Below are 20,547 nucleotides of genomic sequence, written 5' to 3' on the forward strand. Positions count from 1 at the left end.
GCTTTAGCAGCGCCGCCATCGCCGCCGTGTTCATCTGACGAGACATCTTATGGTTTTCAGTTCGGCCGTTTTCCTGTTCTATTTTTTCCCCCTCTTCCTGCTGCTGTATTACGTTTTGCCGTGGAAAAACGGCGTCCTGCTGATCGGCAGCCTGGCGTTTTACGCCTGGGGCGAACCGCGCTTCGTGCCGCTGCTGATGCTGTCGGCCTTCCTGAACTACAGCGTCGGCTACCTGATCGCGCGCGCCCACGGCCAGCGCAAGGCGCTGCTGGTCCTGGGGATCGGCCTGAACCTGGCGATGCTCGGCTATTACAAATACCTGGGTTTCTTCGCCGGCATCCTGAACGCCGTCGGCCTGCGCGAAGGCGCGCTGCCGGCCATCGTGCTGCCGCTGGGGATTTCGTTCTTCGTGTTCCAGGGCATTTCCTACCTGATCGACGTGTACCGGCGCGACATCACCGCGCAAAGCAGCTTCCTGCGCTTCGCCATGTACAAGGCCATGTTCCCGCAGCTGATCGCCGGCCCGATCGTGCGCTACAGCCAGATCGCCGATGAAGTCGATCACCGCTCGCTGAGCAATGAACGGATCTGGATGGGTTTCCGCCTGTTCGTGCTGGGCCTGGCGCAAAAAACCCTGATCGCCAACTACGTGGCCTTGCCGGCCGACCGCATCTTCGCGGTCGATCCGGCCCAGCTCGACGCCCCCGGCGCCTGGCTCGGCATCGCCTGCTACACGATCCAGATCCTGTTCGACTTCGCCGGCTACTCGAACATGGCGATCGGCATCGGCCACATGCTCGGCTTTACCTATCCGCCCAACTTCAACCGCCCGTATGCGGCCACCTCGATCACCGATTTCTGGCGCCGCTGGCACATCAGCCTGTCGAGCTGGTTCCGCGATTACCTGTACATCCCGCTGGGCGGCAACCGCGCCTCACCAGTGCGCACTTACTTCAACCTGGCGCTGGTGTTCTTCCTGTGCGGCCTGTGGCACGGCGCCGCCTGGACCTTCGTGATCTGGGGCCTGTGGCACGGCGCCCTGCTGGTGCTCGAACGCCTGGGCGGCGCGGCCCTGCTGGCGCGCCTGCCGGGCGTGGTGGCGCAAGCCTGGACCATGCTGTGCGTGATGATCGGCTGGGTCTTCTTCCGCGCCAACGACGTGCCGTATGCGCTCAAGTACCTGGGCAGCATGTTCGGCGCCTATGACGGGGTAGCCGTGCTGCATCCGTGGCGCCATGACATCGACAACACCGCGGCCTGGGCGCTGGCGATCGGCATCGTGCTGGCATGCTGGCGCCTGCGTCCGGCCGCCGGCCGCAAGCCCGAAGCGAAGGCGGTGCCGGCCATCGTGGCGCCGCGCGCCGGCGTGCTGGCCAACAGCGCCAGCGTGCTGGCCACCTCCGCGCTGGGCCTGCTGTGCATCGCCAGCCTGGCCGCCGGCACTTACAACCCCTTCATCTATTTCAGGTTCTGACATGGCGCCAGCCTTACTTGCGCGCGTGGGCGGGCACTCGGCCAAGGCCATCATCACCTGCATGCTGGCCATGCCGGCCTACCTGTCGCTGGGCGCATTGCGCCTGCCGGACGACCCCAACCTGACGCCGCTGCCGCCGCGTCCGCACAGCGTCAAGGAGGCGGTCGAGCTGCCGCCCAAGCTGACGGCATGGGTGAGCGATCACTTCGGTTTTCGCACCAGCTTCATCGAAGCCGGCAATATCCTGCGTTTCAGGCTGTTCCACGAGTTTTCGACGGTCCAGCTGGCCTATGGCCAGAACGGGCGCTACTTCATGGCGGCGCACGCCAAGACGGTCGGCCCCTACCAGGCCATGACCACAGTGTGCGGCAAGGGCAAGGCCAACGACAGCACGATTCCCTACCTGAACAAGCTGTTTACCGCCTTCCACGCCGCCGGCATGCAGCCGAAGTTGCTGGTGGTGCCCTCGTCGCCGGCGGTGTATCCCGAAGACGTGCCGTCGAGCCTGGTGGAAGAATGCACCAGCACCGACACGGCGGCCGCGCGCGTGCTGGCCGCGCCCGAGCTGCTGCCGGAAGCGCGCAGCGCGATCCTGTATCCGCTCAAGGAAATGCGCGAGATCAAGAAAACAGCGACCCTGTTTCCCAAGACCTGGTTCCACTGGGGCGGCGCAGGCCTGGACCAGGTCGCGCGCCTGACCGTGAGCACCTTCTGGCAAATGCCGCTGGACCAGCCGCCGCTGAAGCTGCGCACCTATATGGACCGGTCGGACCTGGCGCACATGATGATCGGCATCGATCTGAAGAGTGAAATGACCGATCCCGACCATGGCGCCTCCGGCATCCAGGCCTGCTTCGGCGGCGATTGTTTCCCCGAAATCGCCAGCGTGTCGCGCATCCTGGGCGACGTCAGCCGCTTCCGCAATCCGCATGCGCCCAAGCGCCGCCTGCTGATCGTGTCCGATTCCTTCGGCGCCAAGATGGCGCAGTGGCTGAGCCGCTATTACGGCGAGGTCGAGCATTTCTGCAGCAGCCATACCTTCGAGCTCTCGCCGCAACAGGTCGATGAAATGAAGGCGTATATCTACCGCCAGCCGGCCGACACCGACATCCTGTTCCTGTACCATGACGGCGGCGCCATGTATGACGTGCTGAGAAACGGCACCCAGATGATCCTGCCGGCCCCGCTGGCGCCCACCCCCACGCCCTGAGATCCCGGCCGCGCCGTTCACATTCTTTCTACTCATGTCGAGCGCGCGCCCACGGGGCGCCGCTGTATTCCTCTGACGAGACATCCATGGTTTTCAGTTCAGCCGTTTTCCTGTTCTACTTCTTTCCCTGCTTCCTGCTGCTGTATTACGTTTTGCCATGGAAAAACGCCGTCCTGCTGATCGGCAGCCTGCTGTTCTACGCCTGGGGCGAACCGCGCTTCGTGCCGCTGCTGATGCTGTCGGCCTTCCTGAACTACAGCGTCGGCTACCTGATCGCGCGCGCGCGCGCCCAGCGCAAGGCGCTGCTGGTCCTGGGCATCGGCCTGAACCTGGCGATGCTCGGCTACTACAAATACCTGGGTTTTTTCGCCGGCATCCTGAACGCCGTCGGCCTGCGCGACGGCGCGCTGCCGGCCATCGTGCTGCCGCTGGGGATTTCGTTTTTCGTGTTCCAGGGCATTTCCTACCTGATCGACGTCTATCGGCGCGACATCGCGGCGCAAAGCAGCTTCCTGCGCTTCGCCATGTACAAGGCCATGTTCCCGCAGCTGATCGCCGGCCCGATCGTGCGCTACAGCCAGATCGCCCACGAAGTCGAGCGGCGCACGATCGGCAATGCGCGCCTGTGGCTGGGGTTTCGCCTGTTCGTGCTGGGCCTGGCGCAAAAAGTGCTGATCGCCAATACCGTGGCCCTGGGGGCCGACCGCATCTTCGCCATCGATCCCGCCCAGCTCGATGCCGCCGGGGCCTGGCTCGGCATCGCCTGCTACACGATCCAGATCCTGTTCGACTTCGGCGGCTACTCGCTGATGGCGATCGGCATCGGCCACATGCTCGGCTTTAGCTATCCACCCAATTTCAACCGTCCGTATTCGGCCGCCTCGATCACCGATTTCTGGCGCCGCTGGCACATCAGCCTGTCGAGCTGGTTCCGCGATTACCTGTACATTCCGCTGGGCGGCAACCGCGCCGGGCCGGCGCGCACCTACTTCAACCTGGCGCTGGTGTTCTTCCTGTGCGGCCTGTGGCACGGCGCCGCCTGGACCTTCGTGATCTGGGGCCTGTGGCACGGCGCCCTGCTGGTGCTCGAACGCCTGGGCGGCGCGGCCCTGCTGGCGCGCCTGCCGGGTATCGCCGGCCAGGCCTGGACCATGCTGTGCGTGATGATCGGCTGGGTCTTCTTCCGCGCCGACGACGTGCCGCACGCGCTCAAGTACCTGGGCGCCATGTTCGGCGGCCATGACGGCCAGGCCTACCTGCATCCGTGGCGCATGGACGTCGGCACCAGCGCGCTGCTGGCGCTGGCCGTCGGCAGCCTGCTGGCCTGCTGGCGCCGCCCCGGCGCGGACCTGCCGAAGGACGGCGCGGCGCACGCCCGCGCGCCTGGCGCGCGCCTGCCCGCCGCGCTGCTGCAGGGCGGCCAGGCCGCGCTGACGGCGTCGCTGGCGCTGCTGTGCGTCGCCAGCCTGGCGGCCGGCACCTACAATCCCTTCATCTATTTCCGCTTCTGATATGAGCAACCCTGTTTTCGCCATGCTGGCCCGGAATGCCGGCAAGTTCCTGGTGGTGGCGCTGCTGGCGGCGCCGGCCCTGATCTCGCTGCACGATGCGCGCACCAAACCGGCCGATCCCAACCTGGCGCAGCTGCCGCCGCGCCCGGCCAGCGGCGCCGAACTGCTGGAAACGCCGTCCCGGTTCAATGCCTGGGTCAACGACCATTTCGGCTACCGGGTCGACCTGGTCAAGTTCAACAACCGCCTGCGCTTCAAGCTGTTCCACGAATTCCCCTCGGTGCAGATGGCGGCCGGACGCAACGGCCGCTATTTCCTGTCGGCCCACGGCACCACCATGGCGCCGTTCCAGGCGGTGACGACCGTGTGCAGCCGGGGCGTGGCGCGCGACTCGACAGTGCCGCACCTGAACCGCCTGTTCGGCGCCTTCCACGCCGCCGGCCTGGACCCGAAACTGCTGGTGGTGCCGTCGGCGCCGGTGGTCTATCCCGAAGACCTGCCGCCGTTCCTGGAGAGCGAGTGCGCCAGCGAGCGCAATCCGGTCGACGCCGTGATCGCCTCGCCGCGGCTGGACCCGGCCGCGGCGGGCGCCATCTATTACCCCTTGAAGGAAATGCGCGAGATCAAGAAGAGCGCGGTGCTGTACCCGAAGAGCTGGTTCCACTGGACCGGCGACGGGCTGGACCAGGTGGCGCGCCTGTCGCTGGCGCATTTCTGGCAGCGTCCGCTCGACCAGGGGCCCGCGCTGCCGCACAAAAAGCGGATGCAGATTTCCGATGTCTCGCACCTGTTCGACGGCATCCTGCTGGAAAGCGAAACGGTCGAACCGGACCTCGAGCGTGCCGGCGTGAAGGGATGCTGGGGCGGCGAGTGCTTCCCCGAGATCGCCGACATCGCCAAAACCCTGCGCGATGTCAGCCGCTTCGACAATCCCAAGGCGCCGCGGCGGCGTCTGCTGATCATCTCGGATTCGTTCGGCTCGAAAGTGTCGGCCTGGTATGCGCGCTACTACGGCCAGGTGGAGCAGTTCGCCACCAACGGCGTCGACCAGCTCACGCCCGCGCAGCTGGACGCGTTCAAGGCCTATATCTACCGCGAACGCGGCGCCACCGACATCCTGATCCTGTACCACGACGGCGGCGCCATGTACGACGTGCTGCGCTTCGGCACCGAACGCCTGTTGCCGGCGCCGCTGCCGAAGGCCTAGCCTACTTGCCCGGCGCGGTCGGCTGCCACGCCAGGTCGCCGCCGCGCCCGTCGAGCACGGCCAGCAACTGGCCGGCGTTGTCGCGCCAGGTGATCCACGGCATGCCGGCCGAGTCGGGCACGGTGCCGGCGCTGCGCCGCTCCAGCCAGGCGCGCAGGGCCTGCGCCAGTTCGGTCCCCTGCATCCCGCTGAAGTAGGCCGCATGCGTGCCCGCCACTTCGCGGAACACCGGCAGATCGCGCGCCAGCACCGGCAGGCCGTAGCGCGCCGCCTCGATCAGCGGCAGGCCGAATCCTTCGCCCTCGCTCGGTACCAGCAGGCAGGAACTGGACTGGTACAGGGCCAGCAGTTCGGCGTCGCCGATCCCCTGCCGCCATTCCAGGCGCTTGCCCAGTTCCGCATGCCCGCGCAGGCGTTCGACGATGCGCGGAATGGTGCGCCGCGCCGCCGCCGGCAGCGGGGTCCAGCCCTCGGCGCCGACGATCGTCAGGCGCACGTCCAGCCCTTCGCGCCACAGCACTTCGAAGGCGTCGAGCGCCTGCAGGTGGCCCTTGCGCGGCTCGATCGTGCCGACCATCAGGAAGGTGGCTGGACCGTCGCGCCGGGCGGCGGCGGGCGCCGGCGCGGGCGCGGCGCCGATGTCGGCGCCGTGGTGCAGCACCGCCAGCTTGAGCGGGGCGCGCAGTTCCAGCCGCGCCGCCGACCTGCCCAGCCAGTCCTGCAACTCGCTGCGCACGGCCTGCGAGATGCACAGCAGGCGGTCGGCATTGGCGGCGATGCAGCCCAAGAAGGCGTCATGGCCGGCGTCCGCGCCTTGCGGGAAGAACTCGGGACGCAGCACCGGCAGCAGGTCGTGGATCAGGAAGCTCACTTCCACCCCGCGCGCGCGCCAGGCCGCGAACAGGCCGTCGCGCGCCGCCGCCAGCACCGCGCCGGGCGCGTAGTCGGCGCAGTAGAAGCGGTCGCCCGCCTGTACTTGCACCGCCTGGTCGGGCGGCAGCGGCGCGTCGATGCCGTACAGGCTGCGCGCATAGGCGCGCGCATAGCGGTATTCGCTGCGCCCGTCGTGCTCGGCCAGGTACACCGGTTCGATGCGCAGGCCCGGCTCCACGCGCGCCAGCAGTTCGCTCAACTGCATGCGCACCACCCGCTCGATGCCGGTATTGAGCCCATGGCGCGCGGTCGAGGTGACGTCGACCAGCAACTGGCGCGGCGCCAGCGCTTCGGGCGCGGTGGCGATGCATTGGGCGCTGCGGCGCACCAGCGCGTCGTCGTCCTGCAGGGCCGGCTGGGCCGCCAGCGCGCCGATCAGCGCGGCGCGCGAGCCGGGCGCGCCGGCGTAGGTTTCTTCGATGGCGGCGGCGTACAGGGCGGCGCAATGGGCCGGGCTGTGCAGCGTGTGCAGCAGGGCGCGCGCGCGTTCGCCCAGCGCCGCGCGGCGCGCCGGATCGGCGTGCAGGCCTTCCAGCGCCTCGCGCAGCTGGTCCTGGGTGAACAGGTCGGGCAAGCCCCACACCGCGTCGGCCGGCAGTTCGGCCATCGAGCCGTTGGCGTTGACGATGGTCGGCAAGCCGTAATTGAGGCAGTCCAGCACCGCGGCCGAGGTTTCGCCGCGCGACTGGCAGCGCAGCTGCACGCCGACATCGGCCGCGTGCAGGTATTGCTGGTAGACCGTTTCGTCGGTCCAGCCGGCCACGCGCATGCGCTTGCCGCCGGCAGCCACGGTGGCGGCCACGCGCACGCCGTACTCGCCGCCGTCGTTGGCGCCGACCAGCACCAGGTGGCAGCGCGGGTCGCGCTGCAGGCTCGACGCCATCCAGGCGTCCAGCAATTCCTGGCTATGCTTGGTGTTGGCGACAAAGCCGAAACTGCACACCAAAAACGCATCGTCGGCGATGCCCAGCGCGCGCCGCGCGCTGGCGCGCTCGCCCGGCGCGGGCAGGGCGCGCGGCAGCGGCACCACGCTCCAGTCGCCCGCCGCCAGCGGTCCGTACCAGTGGCGCGCCAGGCTGCGCGCGTGTTCGGAATGGACCACCACCCGGCGCGCCTGCTGCAGCACGGCCAGGTTGCAGGGATACAGGCTGCGCGTTTCCAGCGCGCGCTCGGCCTTCAGGCCGGCCAGCAGGGCGGCCATGCCGTGCGAGTGGAACAGGGCATCGGTCCAGGCATTGGGAATGCCGCCGGTCAGCTGCTCGTAGGCGAGCACGCTGCTGATGAAGAAGTCGTGCAGCACTACCACGCCCGGATGGCGCGCCAGCATGCCGAACATATGGCTGTGGAAGGGGCTGTTGCCGAACTGGTAGACGATGCGTTCGAACTGGCCGGCGTTCTGCTCGAACCAGGCCGCGCTGCGCTGGGGCAGGGCGGCCAGCGCCGGCGGCAGCACCACCTTGTCCTGGTGCACGATCAGCTCGATCTCGTAGTGCGCCAGCATGGCCGGCAGCACCTGCGCGGCGTAGTCGGCGATGCCGGTGCGCTCGGGCGGCAGGGGCGAGACGAAGGCCAGCTTGGGACGCCTGGCCGGCGCGCCTGGCGGCACTTGCGGCGCGCGCGCGCCGAAGCGCCGCTCGAGCGCGCGCAGGGCCTTGCGCGCGCTCTCGTCCCACGAAAAGCGTTTGGCCTGGGCCCGCCCGTGCGCGCGCAGGCGCGCCTGCATGGCGGGGTCCTGCAGCACCTGGCCGATCTTTTCGGCGATCGATTGCGGGCGGTCGGCGTCGAACAGCGCTTCGGCGCAGCCCACCACTTCGGGAATGCTGGTGTTGTTGGCGCCGATGACGATCGCGCCGCAAGCCATCGCTTCCAGCGCCGGCAGGCCGAAGCCTTCGTGGCGCGACGGGAAGATGAACAGGTCGGTGATCCGGTACAGGCGAATCAGGTCGGCGTCGCTGACGTAGCCGGTCAGGATCAGGTGCTCCTTTTCCATGCCGCGCTTGGCCGCGTGGGCCAGCAGGTCGGCCCGGTCGCGCTCGCCGAGCTTGCTGGCGATCAGCAGCTGGTGGCTCTCGCGCAGGGCCGGCGGCAGCAGGCAGTAGGCGGTGATCAGGCCATCGATGTTCTTGCGCGCGTCGAAGCCGCCCGGCGCGTACATCAGCAGGCCGCGCGTGATGCCGAAGCGGGCCCGCAGCTCGGCCACCTGCTCCGGGCTCTGGGCGGCGTCCGGGCAGAAGCTCTCGTCCACCGCGGTCGAGATGGCGTGCACCGAGTCGGGATCGAGCGCCAGCGCGTCGATCGCTTCCTGGCGCGAGTAGTCGGAAATGGCCAGCAGCAGGCCGGCCGCGCGCAGGGAGGCGATCTTGCGCTCGTAATAGGCGCGCTGGATCGGGCTGCCGAGGTAAGCCTCGGGATTGAGGAAGGGAATCAGGTCGTACAGCACCACCGCCGTGCGCTCGGCGCCGGCGAAGGCGCCGACCGAGACCACGGCATCGTCGACGAAGCCTTCGAACAGGCTGGTGACCAGCAGCGCGTCCGGGCGCAGCTGGGCGATGGCGTGTTCGCGCGTCAGTTCGGCGGCGCGGCAACGGCCGCTGTTGCCCGGTTCGATCTCGGCCACCGGGCCGGCGATGTCGAACACGCGGATCCGTTCGGGCGGCACCAGGCCGGCAAAGGCGCGCCGCAGGTCGACGATCGAGGCGCCCAGGGCGCCGTTAAGTACCAGCCAGATCTCGTGCTCGCCGGCGTTGCGCGCCATGCCCAGCGCCAGGGCCAGCGAGTAGCGGCCGATGCCGCGAAAGCGGCTTTCCGACTGGGCGCCCTGGAGGTCGATCACAATGCGCATCAGTTCTTCCTTGAGTCGATAGCTTGTTTGAGTTCTTGGTAAATGTGCTGCGCGCGCGGGCTCAGGTCGCCGGCGCTGTCCGGAAAGGGCGAGGCCGGCGGCGGCGCCGGCGGCGCGGCGCTGCCGCGCCGCAGCACGCCGTACAGGCGCGCGTGCAGGCCGGGGAAGCGGCGCAGCACGGACAGCGCGGCGCGCTTGGCGCGCGGGCGGCGCAGCAGGGCGCGCATCAGCGCCAGCAGCGGCGGCGTGACGCGGCGCTTGAGGCCGGGCACGATGCGGCCGTCGCGCGCGGCGTCGCGCAGGCGGTAGGCGTAGCCGGTGACCATGCGCAGCGGCGCGGTGACGCGCCACGAGGTGCTGTCGAGCAGTTCTTCCACGCGGCGCTGGTGCTGGGCCGCGCGCTCTTCGGCCGTGCCGACGCGCTGGGCCAGCGCAGCGAGGTGTTCCTGGAAGGCGGCCTGGGTTTGCTGCGCCAGTTGCGCCTGCTGTTCCTGGCGCTGCAGCAGCTGGTCGTCGCGCGCGCGCAAGTCGTGCAGTTGCGCTTCGGCCGCATCGTGGCGCAGGCGGTTGCTCTCGACGCCTTCAGCGATGCGCGCCAGGCCCTTGTGCAGGATGTCGAAGGTGGCGCTGTCGGCCTGCTCGCGGCGGCCGACCCGGTCGCCCAGCTGCCCCAGGGCCTGGTGCAGTTCGGCGCGGCGGCTGTGGTCCTGCTCTTCGAAGCGCAGCGCCAGGTCGGACAGGGAGATGCCGTAGCTGGCCGCGAACGGCGCGCCGAACGGGGCCAGGATCGCCTCCGGCGCCTGCTTCTGGCCGAGCACCGCGTAATCGGGGCTGACGCCGTCGAGCACGTCGATCAGGCCGATCGGCTTGCCCTCGTGGAGTTGCGCCGCTTCCTGCAGGCGCAGCACCTTCTGGCGCGCAAAGCCGGCGAAGCCGACCACGAAGTCGAGCAGCGGCGGCGGAATCGGGCGCAGGTGCGAGGGGTCCATGTAGAAGCTGGAGGCGCCCACCACCAGGTTTTCGGGGTTCGGCGTTTCCATCACCAGCAAGCCGCCCGGCAGCAGCACGCGGCGCGCTTCGCGGATCAGTTCCTGCACCATCTCGAAGGGAATGTGTTCGACCAGGTGGAAGGCCGAGACCATGGCCACGCTGGCGTCGGCGCGCGCGCGCAGCGCGGACAGGGCGTCGGTCAGTTCGACGCGCAGGCCGCGTTCGCGGCAGGCCGCCAGCATGCCGTCGTCGAGGTCGACGCCGAAGGTGTCGAAGCCCTGTTCGCCGAGCAGTTCCAGCCATTCGCCGCGCCCGCAGCCCAGGTCGAGCACCGTGGCGCCCGGATACAGCGCGGCCAGCGGCGCGTAGAACGGCTGGTAGGCCGCCAGGCGCGCCTTGATCAGTTCGCGCGAACCGCGGTAGCGGTCTTCGAAAGCGCGGTAAAAATTGTCGCTCATCGCAGGATCTCCACGCGCGGTTCAAGCCAGTTGGTGCCGACGAAATACTTGCGGTTCATGTTCATCACGATGAACAGGAAGGCCAGGTCGCGCCACTCGTAGTTGTCGCCCAGATGGGTTTCGGTGCTGGTCAGGGCGGTGGTCAGCGAATAGCTGCCTTCGCCCAGGTTGAGCGGGAAGGCGAAGCGGAACGTGAGTTCTTCGCCAGGGGCGACATCGTGCAGCACCATGTCCATGTGGTGGGTGTTGGTGCCGTACATCTGCTGGCCGAGGCGGTCCTTGATCATGTAGCCGAGCACCAGGCGCGCGATCGGGGCGTGCGCCCTGACCTTGATGCACAGGGTCACGGCGGCGCCCACGTTGACCGTCTCCAGCGCGCGCCCTTCCTCGTCTTCCAGCGTGATGCGGGTCACGCTCGCCTCGCCGGTGCCGGAACTGGTCTGGGTGCGCCCCGCTTCGGTGACGACCTGCTCGACCCCGGCGCCGTCGCGCGCGGCGATCAGGGCGTTGTAGTAATCCATCACCTGTTCCGGGCTGCCCTGCGAGGCCAGGCGGCCGCCGTCGAGCAGCAGGGCGCGTTCGCAGATCGACTGGATCGCGGCGCGGTCGTGGCTGACGATCAGGAGGGTGGTGCCGAGCTGCTGGAACTGGCGGATGCGTTCGAAGCTCTTGTGCTGGAAGTAGGCGTCGCCGACCGACAGCGCTTCGTCGACGATCAGCACGTCGGGGCGCTTGACGGTGGCCACGCTGAAGGCCAGGCGCATCTGCATGCCCGAGGAATACACCCGCACCGGCTGGTCGATGTACTCGCCGATGTCGGCGAAGGCTTCGATCTCGGGCATCAGGGCGGCGATTTCATCGACCGTCAGGCCGATCAGCTGGCCCGCCATGAAGCAGTTCTGGCGCCCGCTGAAGTCGGGATGGAAGCCCATCCCCAGTTCCAGCAGGGCCGCCACGCGGCCGCTGATCTGCACGCTGCCGGTGGTCGGGGTGGTGGTGCCGGTGATCAGTTTCAGCAGGGTGCTCTTGCCGGCCCCGTTGATGCCGATGATGCCCACCGCTTCGCCCGGCGCGAGCTGGAAGCTGACATCCTGGATCACCCATTTGAGGCGGTGGCGCGGGCCGAGGAAGGGCAGGACCCATTCCAGCAGGCGAGCCCAGCGGTTGCCGTATTGTTTGTAGGCCTTGCCCAGTTGATTGACGCGTATGGTACCCATCAGAGTTCATCCACCATTTCGCCGGAGCGCTTGCGGAACAGTAAGAGGCCCATCAGGCAGCACAGCACGGTGAGCACAAGGATCGGCAGCATGGCGGCCCAGTCGGGCGCGCGGCCGTGCACCAGGATGGTCTGGTAGGCGGCGATCACCGAGGCCATGGGATTGAAGACCAGCAGTTCGCGGATCGGCTTGGGCAGCGCCGTGGCCGGGTACACGATGGGGGTAAACCAGAACCAGAATTGCAGCAGGATCGAAAAGAACTGGCCGACGTCGCGGAAGAACACGTTCAGCACGCCGAGCACCATGCCCAGGCCGATCGAAAACAGGATCTGCAGCGCCAGCACCGGGAACAGCAGCAGGTAGACCGGGCCGGGAAAGGTGCCGGACCAGGCCAGGAACAGGGTGAACAGGCCGAAGATGATGGCGAAGTTGACGCAGGCGTTGAGCACCACGATGATCGGCAGGCAGATGCGCGGGAATTGCAGCTTCTTGATCAGGTTGGCGTTTTCGATGAACACCGTCTGCGCGCGCGTGGTGATTTCGGCGAACAAGCCCCAGGTCAGCGCCCCGGCGCACAGGTAGATGCTATAGGCGAAGGTCGAATCGACGCCCTGCAGGCGGCTGCCCATGACTTCGGAAAAGATCACGGTGTAGACGGTGATCATGGCCAGCGGATTGAGCACGGTCCAGACCGCCCCGAACAGGGAATTGCGGTACTTGGACTGGAATTCGCGCTTGACGCTGCCGAGCACGAAGCCGCGGTAGCGCCAGACGCCGCGGAACATCGACAGCGAAATCATGCGCGCGGGGCGCGGCGCGCGGGCAATCGGGGAGGAAGCGCAGGCGCACAGGCGGCGAACGGCAAGGTCATGGTGTGGGTCGTTTTATCAGGCATATGGGAAGTCACGGGTCGCGCCGCACCGCGCATGGTCTGGCCGGGGCTGCGGGGCGGAAGATTATAGCATGCAGCTTTTCAGCCACGCCGGCCCGAAAAGGGGGCGGCGGCCGGCAATGGCGGCCTTGCCGCGCTGTATAATCTTGCATCGATTCCAGATGTTTTTCCACGATGCACGCTCACGACACCGCCCCTCCGCCCGCCGCCATGAACCTGGCCGGGATCGACCTGCTGCGCTTCGCCAGCGCGCTGGCGGTGCTGTTCTGGCATTACCAGCATTTTTCTTTCGTGGGCGCGGTGCCGTTCGAGTTCGATAACCGGGAAGAGCCGTTCTACGGCGCCCTGTCGATGTTTTATCATTACGGCAAGTTCGGTGTACAAGTGTTCTGGAGCATTTCCGGCTTCATCTTTTTCTGGAAATATGGCGAGGCGATCGCCGCCGGGCGCATCCAGGCCGGGCGCTTCGCGCTGCTGCGCTTTTCGCGCCTGTATCCGCTGCATCTGTTGACCCTGCTGCTGGTGGCGCTCGGACAGCTGCTGTTCCGCGCCAGCCATCCGGCGTATTTTGTCTACCAGGACAACAGCCTGGCGAGTTTCTTCCTGCAATTGGGCGTGATCGGCCACTGGTTCTATCCGCTGTTGAGCAGTGTCTCGTTCAACGGCCCGATCTGGAGCGTGGCGCTGGAACTGCTGGCTTACCTGCTGTTCTTTTTGCTCAGCCGGCGCATCGGCGTGGGCGCGCGCGCGACTCTGGCCACGGTGGCGCTGCTGGCCCTGGGCCATTATGGAACCGGCCTGCCGGCCTTCGAATGCCTGCTGTTCTTTTACCTGGGCGGGGTCGTGTGGCTGGCGGCGCGCCGTGCGGCGCTGTGGAGCCGGCGCCGCCGGCAGATCGTCAACGGGGCGGTCGCGCTGCTGTTCCTGGCCACCTGCGCCGCCGTGCGCCTGCGCCTGGTGTGGGCCGACCATGTGGTGGTGCCGATGGTGCCGCTGCTGGTGTATGTGTTCCTGCAAGGGGTGCAGCCGGTCAGCGCGCGCCTGCGCCGGGTTTTCGGCGAACTGGGCAACCTGACCTACGCCAGCTACCTGCTGCATTTTCCGCTGCAACTGTATATCGCGCTGGCCTGCGGCTGGCTGGGACGCGAGGTGCCGTGGCGCTCGCCCTGGCTGTTCATCGGCTTCGTGACGGCCACCATGCTGCTGTCGTATTGGTGCTACCGCCATGTCGAGCGGCCGCTGCAGGACTGGATCCGGGGCAGGTGGGGTGCGCCGGCGGGCCTGACGAAGCCGCTGGGCGGCAGCGCGGCGCCGGTGTGATGGACCCCATTGGCGAATCGCTGCCGGGTGGCGCGCCGCCCCAGCCGGCACCCGTGCACCACGCGCAACGCTGTGTGCATGCCTTTGATGGCGGGAAGCCAGTTTGTCACCATTTGTCGTAAACAGGCATCATTTAAAAACTGGCACTCAAATTTCTTTCTGAGAAATTTTAATCTACTCATGCAATTTTGCTGAATTATTAATCTGCGAGGTGGCATACATTATCCACCTCGTCGCCATTCGTCGCTGCTCCATCCATGAATCCGAGGACCACAGCATACGCTGTTGCCGCGCCAAGCTTTGCGTGAACTCAGGCAAAACGACGATCGATCACGCGCTTGAGCTTTCCCGAGCGGGGATTGATTTCCAGCGCCGTCGCATCCACCCATTCTATGTCGATGGGCAGGATCTTGCCTTGCGCCAGCAATTGAGCATACATGGGGCGATGCTCGTAGATCGCGGCGATGATCTGCGCGCTGAGCGCCGGATCGGCATTGCGATTGCCGATCCGCAGTATCAACCCATCCTTTCCGTCACGATGGATGGTCAGCAATTGAAAATCGCAGGCGCCCTGGCAAGCCGGAAACGACGCCAGTACCGACCTTACATCTTCCGGATACAGCGTGACCGGTCCGATCCTGGCCGATTCATCGGAACGCCCCCGTAACAGAAACTTGCGATGCGCCGTACCATGGGCATCGACCCACCTGGCCCTGTCACCGACCGGATAGCGCAGGATCGGCATCAAATGGCGGCGCAGGGCCGTGACCACGGCCAGCCCTTCGATGCCCGGCGCGACGATGGGCGAGCCCGTTTCTTCATCGATAATTTCGAACAGCGCATCATCATCGTAGCAGCGAAATTCATTGGGGCCGCATGAAAGATCGGCGAATCCCAGCAATCCGGCATCCGTGCTCGCATAACCGATGGAGCGGATCTCGACGCCTGGAAAGCATGCTTCCAACCTGGCGCGCTGATCGGGATACATGGCTTCGCCGGCAAACAGGATCAATCTGACCGTCGACGCGGCTGGATCGCCTCCCACCTTGTCAATGTGATCTACCAGACTCATCATTGTGGTCGGCACGCCAGCCAGGACCGTGGCCTTGAATTCCTTGATAAAGCGATAGACATCGTCGGGTGTCGTGGCGCCCGCAATCGGGAGTTGCATGACCCGCTTGGGGCACTCTTCGAGCGCCTTGTGGGTAAACAAGAACGATCCATACAACTCGCCGACATAAAACAGATTGGCGACCCGGTCGCCATCCTGCAGACCTCCCAGCGCCAGTCCGCGGGAAAAGGCTGTGACAAACACATTCCACTCAGTCCGGCTGAACACCGAGAACTTGGGGTTGCCGGTGGTTCCGCCACTTTTCAAGACGATGCCATCGTGCATTTCCCCCGTCAGCAATTGCCCACCCTCCAGACGGTTGGCTTCCCAAAACGCTTGCTGGCTCAACACGGGCAACTGTTCGATCGCGTGTACCGTTTCCGGCAATGCGCGGTAAAGATCGCCATAAAATGGCGAATTTTCTCGGGCAAACGCGATCAGTGAGGGAAGTATTTCCCGGCTAATTTCCATGCTCATCAACGCGCTCTCCGATCCAGCACACGAATCAATTTTCCGCTTCCCGCAGTCCTGTGGAATTCATCGATTCCCACCGCTTGTACTTCAAACAGCAGCGTTTCATCGGTCAGCACGGCTTCCTGCAAATCCAGGTAGTTTTCCAGGAAAATCTCTCGGCAACGCAGCGCCGGCAAGCGCTCCGAATCGGAAATCAACAAGATGACCTTGTCCTTGATCCCGGCTTGCGCCAGGATCAGCTGCGCTTCGCCCGCATAGGCGAAGTGCGTCGCCAGGATGCGGATGAATTCCTGATAATTGAGGAAAGTGGAACCGATCCGACAAATATCCCCCGTCCGTCCCAGCAATCGAAAGCGCGGCGCGGCCCTGCCGCAGGCGCAAATGCCATCCGGATCGGCGATCCAGTGGCCGACATCGCCGATTTCGTAGCGCAATGGCTTATTGACCGACAACATGCGCGGCGTGAAAACCAACCGGCCGACTTCCTCGCCTTGCACCGCTCGATCTTCATCCATTTTCAAAATTTCGAGGTATTGAAGCTGTTGCTGAAGATGGTGGACGCCGCCATCGCTATGTTCGCACTGGAACCCGATCGGACCGATATCGACGCTGCCATAGGCGGCCGAGCGTATCGCATCGACCTGGAAGGACTCGCGCAGATAATTTCGCTGGGCGGGACTGAAATGTTCTCCGCCATAATAGATCTTCTTGACTCCCCGATAGGCGGAGAGAATGTCAGCTTCCTTTTCAAACAGTTGCAGAATATACGATGGCATGCCGAGCAAGACATTCACCTTGTTCTTGACGATTTCCTGGGCGACCATGCGGGTATCGCCATGGGCCGCCATGGGGAACTGGATGGCGCCCAGCTGTTCGAGCGCCGAAAAAAAGCTGATGAAGCCACCGTAGAGTCCCCCGCCAAAGAACAGATTCATCGCCCGGTCGCCGAGCGGATCGAAGCCCGCCGCGTACAAACCCTCGGCACCGAGCCGGATATGTTCATGGTATTGCTGGTAGCTGAACGTCGACAGTTTTGGTTCGCCCGTGCTACCGCCCGACTTGAAGAAAAGATGGGCTTGGGCAGGATCGGCCGGCACCGACTGGAACTGCTCCTTGGCGGTAACGGCCGGAACGGGGTCCCACTGCAGCGGAGGGAATTTTCTCAACTCATCGAAATTGGAAATCCCCTGCGCTTCATGGGCCAACTGCAAGCTCACTCTGCGGCAATAGCGTTGCAACGCATAGACACCGTCATGCGGCTCGCCGGGGTATCCTCCCGTCATTTCGCCAATACGCCGGATACGGATCGCACCCGCACGCAAGAAAGAGCGCGACAGCGGATGAATTTCCGAGAGTTTGCAACAGATCGCCACTGTTTGCAGATAGTTGCGCATGGGCCGCAAGACCCGGATGATGTCGGTGCGCGGCAAGGGCTTGACCCAGATGCTGCGGTACAGCGGCGATGCCGCCAGCGCCGCATGCTCGTCGATGTAAATGCGCCACCCGCCATCTGGTGCTTCGATGAGGCGAGCATTGCCGAGACACGATTCGAGCCTGTGACACTCGCTGACCAAAGCAATTTCGCCGGCACTGGCGGTATCGGGCAACTGGCGCGGCAGTTCGTGCGCCACCAGCGTCAAGGCATCGGCAAGCCGCTCGCCAAACCGCTGCAATTCATTCCAGTCCGACGTGTCGAGATAGACACATTGCGGACTAGAACACGCTTGCTGTTCCATCAGGCAGCATTCCATGGCGAGTTGTTTCAGCGTATGGGGATCCTGGGCAGCTTCCATGGAAAGAAATGCCAACGATATCTTGTGTCCCCACTCGACCATGCGCACGCTGGCAGGGGCCATGGCGCGTATCGATTGAATCGACTCTTCACCGCCCCAGGCGGCAATGCCGTCGGCCCCGGCAAATACCGGCTCCAGCAGATCTTTTCGCTTCGACGAGATTGTCGCCACGATAATGAATTTCTCAAGCTGGGCGCTCGGATCGCACTTGCCCAAGGCATGTAACAAGATCTGGGGGAAGGAGCTCTCTTGCGGACTCGTCTTGAGAAAGTTAAAATTTCCAGAAAGCAATCCTTCGAGCACGCTCATCGGCCCGACCGTGAAGGCATTTTGCGGTGAAATGTGGACCAGGAAACCCAACGGCGCCCAGGCTTCGAAGATCGCATCGTCGAATTGGGTGCGGCAAGCGAGCAAGGGATTGCTGGAACCGAGTTCACGGATGAGCTTCTTTTCCAGATTCGCACGGCGCAAGACATCCGCTATTTCAAGCAAGGCCAGATCGATTTCGTCCGACGTAAATTGACCGGTGCCAGACAAGCAGTTCTTCAATTCGGTAAAAATAGCCGATTTTTCCCTGATATTTTTCCCGAGTAAATCCCCGGCCGCCAGCACCGTCTCGATATCGAGTTCGCACGCCATTTGCCGGGCCACCAAGGATTGTATATCGCCGATCCTGCTGGCCAGTTCTTGATCGCCGATCCACTCGCCTTGCCAGAGGTGTTGCTTGTTCATATCTTCCATGATTACCGCCTCAACAGTTCAGCCGCCGCAATGGCGCAGCTTTTGTTTTTACTTGTTCCAGCCCGTCCGTGAATGACGAAATACGGCCGCTCATTTCCGCAAGCACAGGATTCGCCGGGATACAGTGTCGCCATGTCGCCCATCAAGACACTCTGGGCAGGCACTGAGGTGATGTAGGGCGTGAGAAATTGCAGAAAGCCCGCTTCACCGAATTTCCTTGGTTTCAGGGTACGCACATCGCGGATGATCACCTGCGACCAGACGGGAACATGAAATTGGTGGTGTGCGCACTCCGCGTACGGGACGGCATGCTCGACCGAGCCGAAGCTGTCGCGGATACGCAGGTCGGGAATGCCAAGCTGCTCGTGAATGCGGGCGTACAGATCGTGTTTGGCGATCGCCTGGTCGGCATTGCCTTTCCATCCACCGCCGAGGAATACCAGCGAATCGGCGGAGAGTTTGAGCGGCGGCAAGCCCAGCTCGCGCATCCGCTTCAGTGTAAAAAACAGAAATGCCGGGAAACCGAAAATGCGTACCGGAAGACCTTCTGCGGCGTAGTGCTGCAGCTTTTCGATGCAACCAAAGACATCGAACTCGTGCGACGCGCCGCCCGCCGCCGTTGTTGGCGCGCCGGTCCTGCGCAAAGCATAAAATGCCGATGCAACGGGTGCATACTTGCACAGGAAATTGTCGGTGTGGGCCGTTCCCAGTTGCGAATCCGGTGCGGTTTCATACGAATACAGCAGATAGTTGGTCTTGACATCCGGCGTGTTCCAGCCAAAGTGCTCGAAGACCGCGTCGATCATCTTTTGCCCGGCGCTCAATGACCAGGCATCGAACGAGACTTGCGACTTTTGACCGGTGGTTCCGGAAGAAGTCAGGTGCAGCTTGATGTCATCGCGCGCAACCGAAAGAAGTTCGTGCGACTTGAAAAACGTCGCAGGAACGAAGGGGATGCTCGCCAGGTCATCGATCGAGGTCAGCGTGGCGGCATCGAATTGTTTCATTTCCAGCAATTTACGATAAAATGGCGATTGCTCTCGGTGCCAGTTGATATTTTCCTTCATGGCATCGACAAACAGCGATTCCTGCGCGGCGGAGGAAGCGAAGGGATGGCGTTGTTCGCAAACGCCCTGGACCGCGTGCATAGTCTTGATATTCATATTTCCCTAAATTCCCGATAAAATGCGGTGGCCAGTGATATCGTCAACAACCCGAGCGCGAGACATATCGTCATTTTTGTCAAATCGATTTTTTCAATCAAGCTTCCCACAATCAGCATCGATATCGGCAAGGCGCCAATACTGATCGTATTGACCCAGCTCATGACCACGGGGACATCGGCCGGCGCCGGCCGCGATTGAAACAGCGTCAATAGCGACACATTGACGACGGCCAGTGCCAGCCCCAGGCCAGCCAGTGCCAGGCAAGCCAATACGGGATTGTGGTTCAAGCCGAAGAAAAGGTAGAGCAGGGACACGGCGCTCAAGCCGGCGATCGCCCGCTTGCCCCTATTGAGCGGAAATTCCGCGACCGAAAGCAACAAACTTCCCGCCACCATTCCCATGCCGATCGACACCTCGAAGGCGGCCAGCATGGCAAGATTGCCGGCGAACCGGGTCTGGACGAACAAGGGGAGCAAGGCCATCAAGGGTGTCAGCGCAAGATTCATCAGGAAAAATGCCGACAACATGAAGCGTATCAAGGGATCGGCAAACATCGACCGCCCGGGTATCGCTGGCGCCATGTCGGCATTCGCCGGCGCCGATTCGACCGTTTCCGGATTAGCAGGATCGAGGCGGATTCCCCCTTCCAGCCCTGCCGCCAGCAAATAGCTAAGCCCATTCAATACAAGCAGACCCGACAAACCAAGCCAAGGATAGAGCAGGGCGGAAATCGCTGGCCCAACTACCGTCCCCAGGGAAAAGCAGGAATCGACCATGGCGGTCAACTGTGGGACCAATTCCTTTTTAGGCATGAGCCCGGGCAGCGTAAAGACAGCGATATTGAACAGCGCGCCAAGCAAATTTGAAACAAACGTCAGGATAAATAGCGTGGTCAGCGAATGGTGCTTGAAATAGGCGAGCCACAACAGTCCGACCAGCAAGAAGATGATGCCCCTTAATACGTCGGTGTGTATCAGCGTCCTCAGGACGCCGATTCTTTGCACCAGCTTGCCCCCACTGCTGGCCAGCAACAGATGGGGAAGCGCGCCTACCGCCAGGAACCACGGTATCATTTGTATGGATTGCTCCTGAGAAATAACCCAGACCAGGCCGAGGGTCATCATCTTGTCGCAGATTTGTGAAATGAATTGCCCGACGAAAAGCCGGGATGAATTCTGGTCCTTGAATACTGCTATTGAAAATTTCAT

Annotated in this window: 13 protein-coding genes; 5 read left to right on the forward strand and 8 right to left on the reverse strand. The window is 64.2% G+C overall.

The window, feature by feature from the left end; translation table 11 throughout:
• The first annotated feature begins 49 nt into the window (after positions 1-49).
• The 4 genes from EJB06_RS26495 (at position 50) to EJB06_RS26510 (ending at position 5,402) form a co-directional block, all read left to right on the forward strand.
• The gene (locus tag EJB06_RS26495) at positions 50-1,474 is read left to right on the forward strand and encodes an MBOAT family O-acyltransferase (RefSeq protein WP_126077041.1); all 1,425 of its coding nucleotides are present in this window, start codon (positions 50-52) and stop codon (positions 1,472-1,474) included.
• A 1-nt stretch (position 1,475) separates the two neighbouring features.
• Positions 1,476-2,684, forward strand: coding sequence for an alginate O-acetyltransferase AlgX-related protein (locus EJB06_RS26500; RefSeq protein ID WP_126077042.1), 1,209 nt, complete (start codon positions 1,476-1,478; stop codon positions 2,682-2,684).
• Positions 2,685-2,770: 86 nt separating this feature from the next.
• Positions 2,771-4,195, forward strand: coding sequence for an MBOAT family O-acyltransferase (locus EJB06_RS26505; RefSeq protein ID WP_126077043.1), 1,425 nt, complete (start codon positions 2,771-2,773; stop codon positions 4,193-4,195).
• Between the two features lies 1 nt (position 4,196).
• The gene (locus tag EJB06_RS26510) at positions 4,197-5,402 is read left to right on the forward strand and encodes an alginate O-acetyltransferase AlgX-related protein (RefSeq protein ID WP_126077044.1); all 1,206 of its coding nucleotides are present in this window, start codon (positions 4,197-4,199) and stop codon (positions 5,400-5,402) included.
• Position 5,403: 1 nt separating this feature from the next.
• On the opposite strand, the gene EJB06_RS26515 is transcribed toward EJB06_RS26510, so the two are convergent.
• Genes EJB06_RS26515 through EJB06_RS26530 form a run of 4 tightly spaced genes read right to left on the reverse strand, consistent with a single transcriptional unit; the run spans position 5,404 to position 12,642 of the window.
• Entirely contained in the window at positions 5,404-9,177 is a 3,774-nt protein-coding gene (locus EJB06_RS26515; RefSeq protein WP_126077045.1) for a glycosyltransferase, read from the reverse strand.
• On the reverse strand, positions 9,177-10,625 hold the full coding sequence (locus EJB06_RS32285; protein ID WP_198420926.1) for a class I SAM-dependent methyltransferase: 1,449 nt from the start codon (positions 10,623-10,625) through the stop codon (positions 9,177-9,179). Before EJB06_RS32285 ends, EJB06_RS26515 begins: the two co-directional genes overlap by 1 nt.
• A complete protein-coding gene (locus EJB06_RS26525) occupies positions 10,622-11,842 on the reverse strand; it encodes an ABC transporter ATP-binding protein (protein ID WP_126077046.1) in 1,221 nt (406 codons plus the stop codon). The genes EJB06_RS32285 and EJB06_RS26525 overlap by 4 nt, the downstream gene beginning before the upstream one ends.
• The gene (locus tag EJB06_RS26530) at positions 11,842-12,642 is read right to left on the reverse strand and encodes an ABC transporter permease (RefSeq protein ID WP_126077047.1); all 801 of its coding nucleotides are present in this window, start codon (positions 12,640-12,642) and stop codon (positions 11,842-11,844) included. The genes EJB06_RS26525 and EJB06_RS26530 overlap by 1 nt, the downstream gene beginning before the upstream one ends.
• Before the next feature lie 266 nt (positions 12,643-12,908).
• Between EJB06_RS26530 and EJB06_RS26535 the strand changes: the two genes are divergently transcribed.
• The gene (locus tag EJB06_RS26535) at positions 12,909-14,054 is read left to right on the forward strand and encodes an acyltransferase family protein (RefSeq protein ID WP_126077048.1); all 1,146 of its coding nucleotides are present in this window, start codon (positions 12,909-12,911) and stop codon (positions 14,052-14,054) included.
• A 310-nt stretch (positions 14,055-14,364) separates the two neighbouring features.
• On the opposite strand, the gene EJB06_RS26540 is transcribed toward EJB06_RS26535, so the two are convergent.
• Genes EJB06_RS26540 through EJB06_RS26555 form a run of 4 tightly spaced genes read right to left on the reverse strand, consistent with a single transcriptional unit; the run spans position 14,365 to position 20,547 of the window.
• Positions 14,365-15,642 carry a phenylacetate--CoA ligase family protein gene (locus EJB06_RS26540; protein ID WP_126077049.1) on the reverse strand — a complete coding sequence of 426 codons (1,278 nt, stop codon included), beginning with the start codon at positions 15,640-15,642 and terminating at the stop codon, positions 14,365-14,367.
• Complete coding sequence (locus EJB06_RS26545; RefSeq protein ID WP_126077050.1) at positions 15,642-18,173, reverse strand: acyl-CoA reductase; 2,532 nt, start codon at positions 18,171-18,173, stop codon at positions 15,642-15,644. The genes EJB06_RS26540 and EJB06_RS26545 overlap by 1 nt, the downstream gene beginning before the upstream one ends.
• A 2-nt stretch (positions 18,174-18,175) precedes the next feature.
• On the reverse strand, positions 18,176-19,336 hold the full coding sequence (locus EJB06_RS26550) for a LuxE/PaaK family acyltransferase (protein ID WP_126077051.1): 1,161 nt from the start codon (positions 19,334-19,336) through the stop codon (positions 18,176-18,178).
• Positions 19,333-20,547: an MFS transporter gene (locus tag EJB06_RS26555; protein WP_164558048.1), complete on the reverse strand. Its 1,215-nt coding sequence runs from the start codon at positions 20,545-20,547 to the stop codon at positions 19,333-19,335. Before EJB06_RS26555 ends, EJB06_RS26550 begins: the two co-directional genes overlap by 4 nt.

Origin of the sequence: Massilia atriviolacea, assembly GCF_003953935.1 — a bacterium.
GTDB classification, from domain to species: Bacteria; Pseudomonadota; Gammaproteobacteria; order Burkholderiales; family Burkholderiaceae_D; genus Telluria_A; species Telluria_A atriviolacea.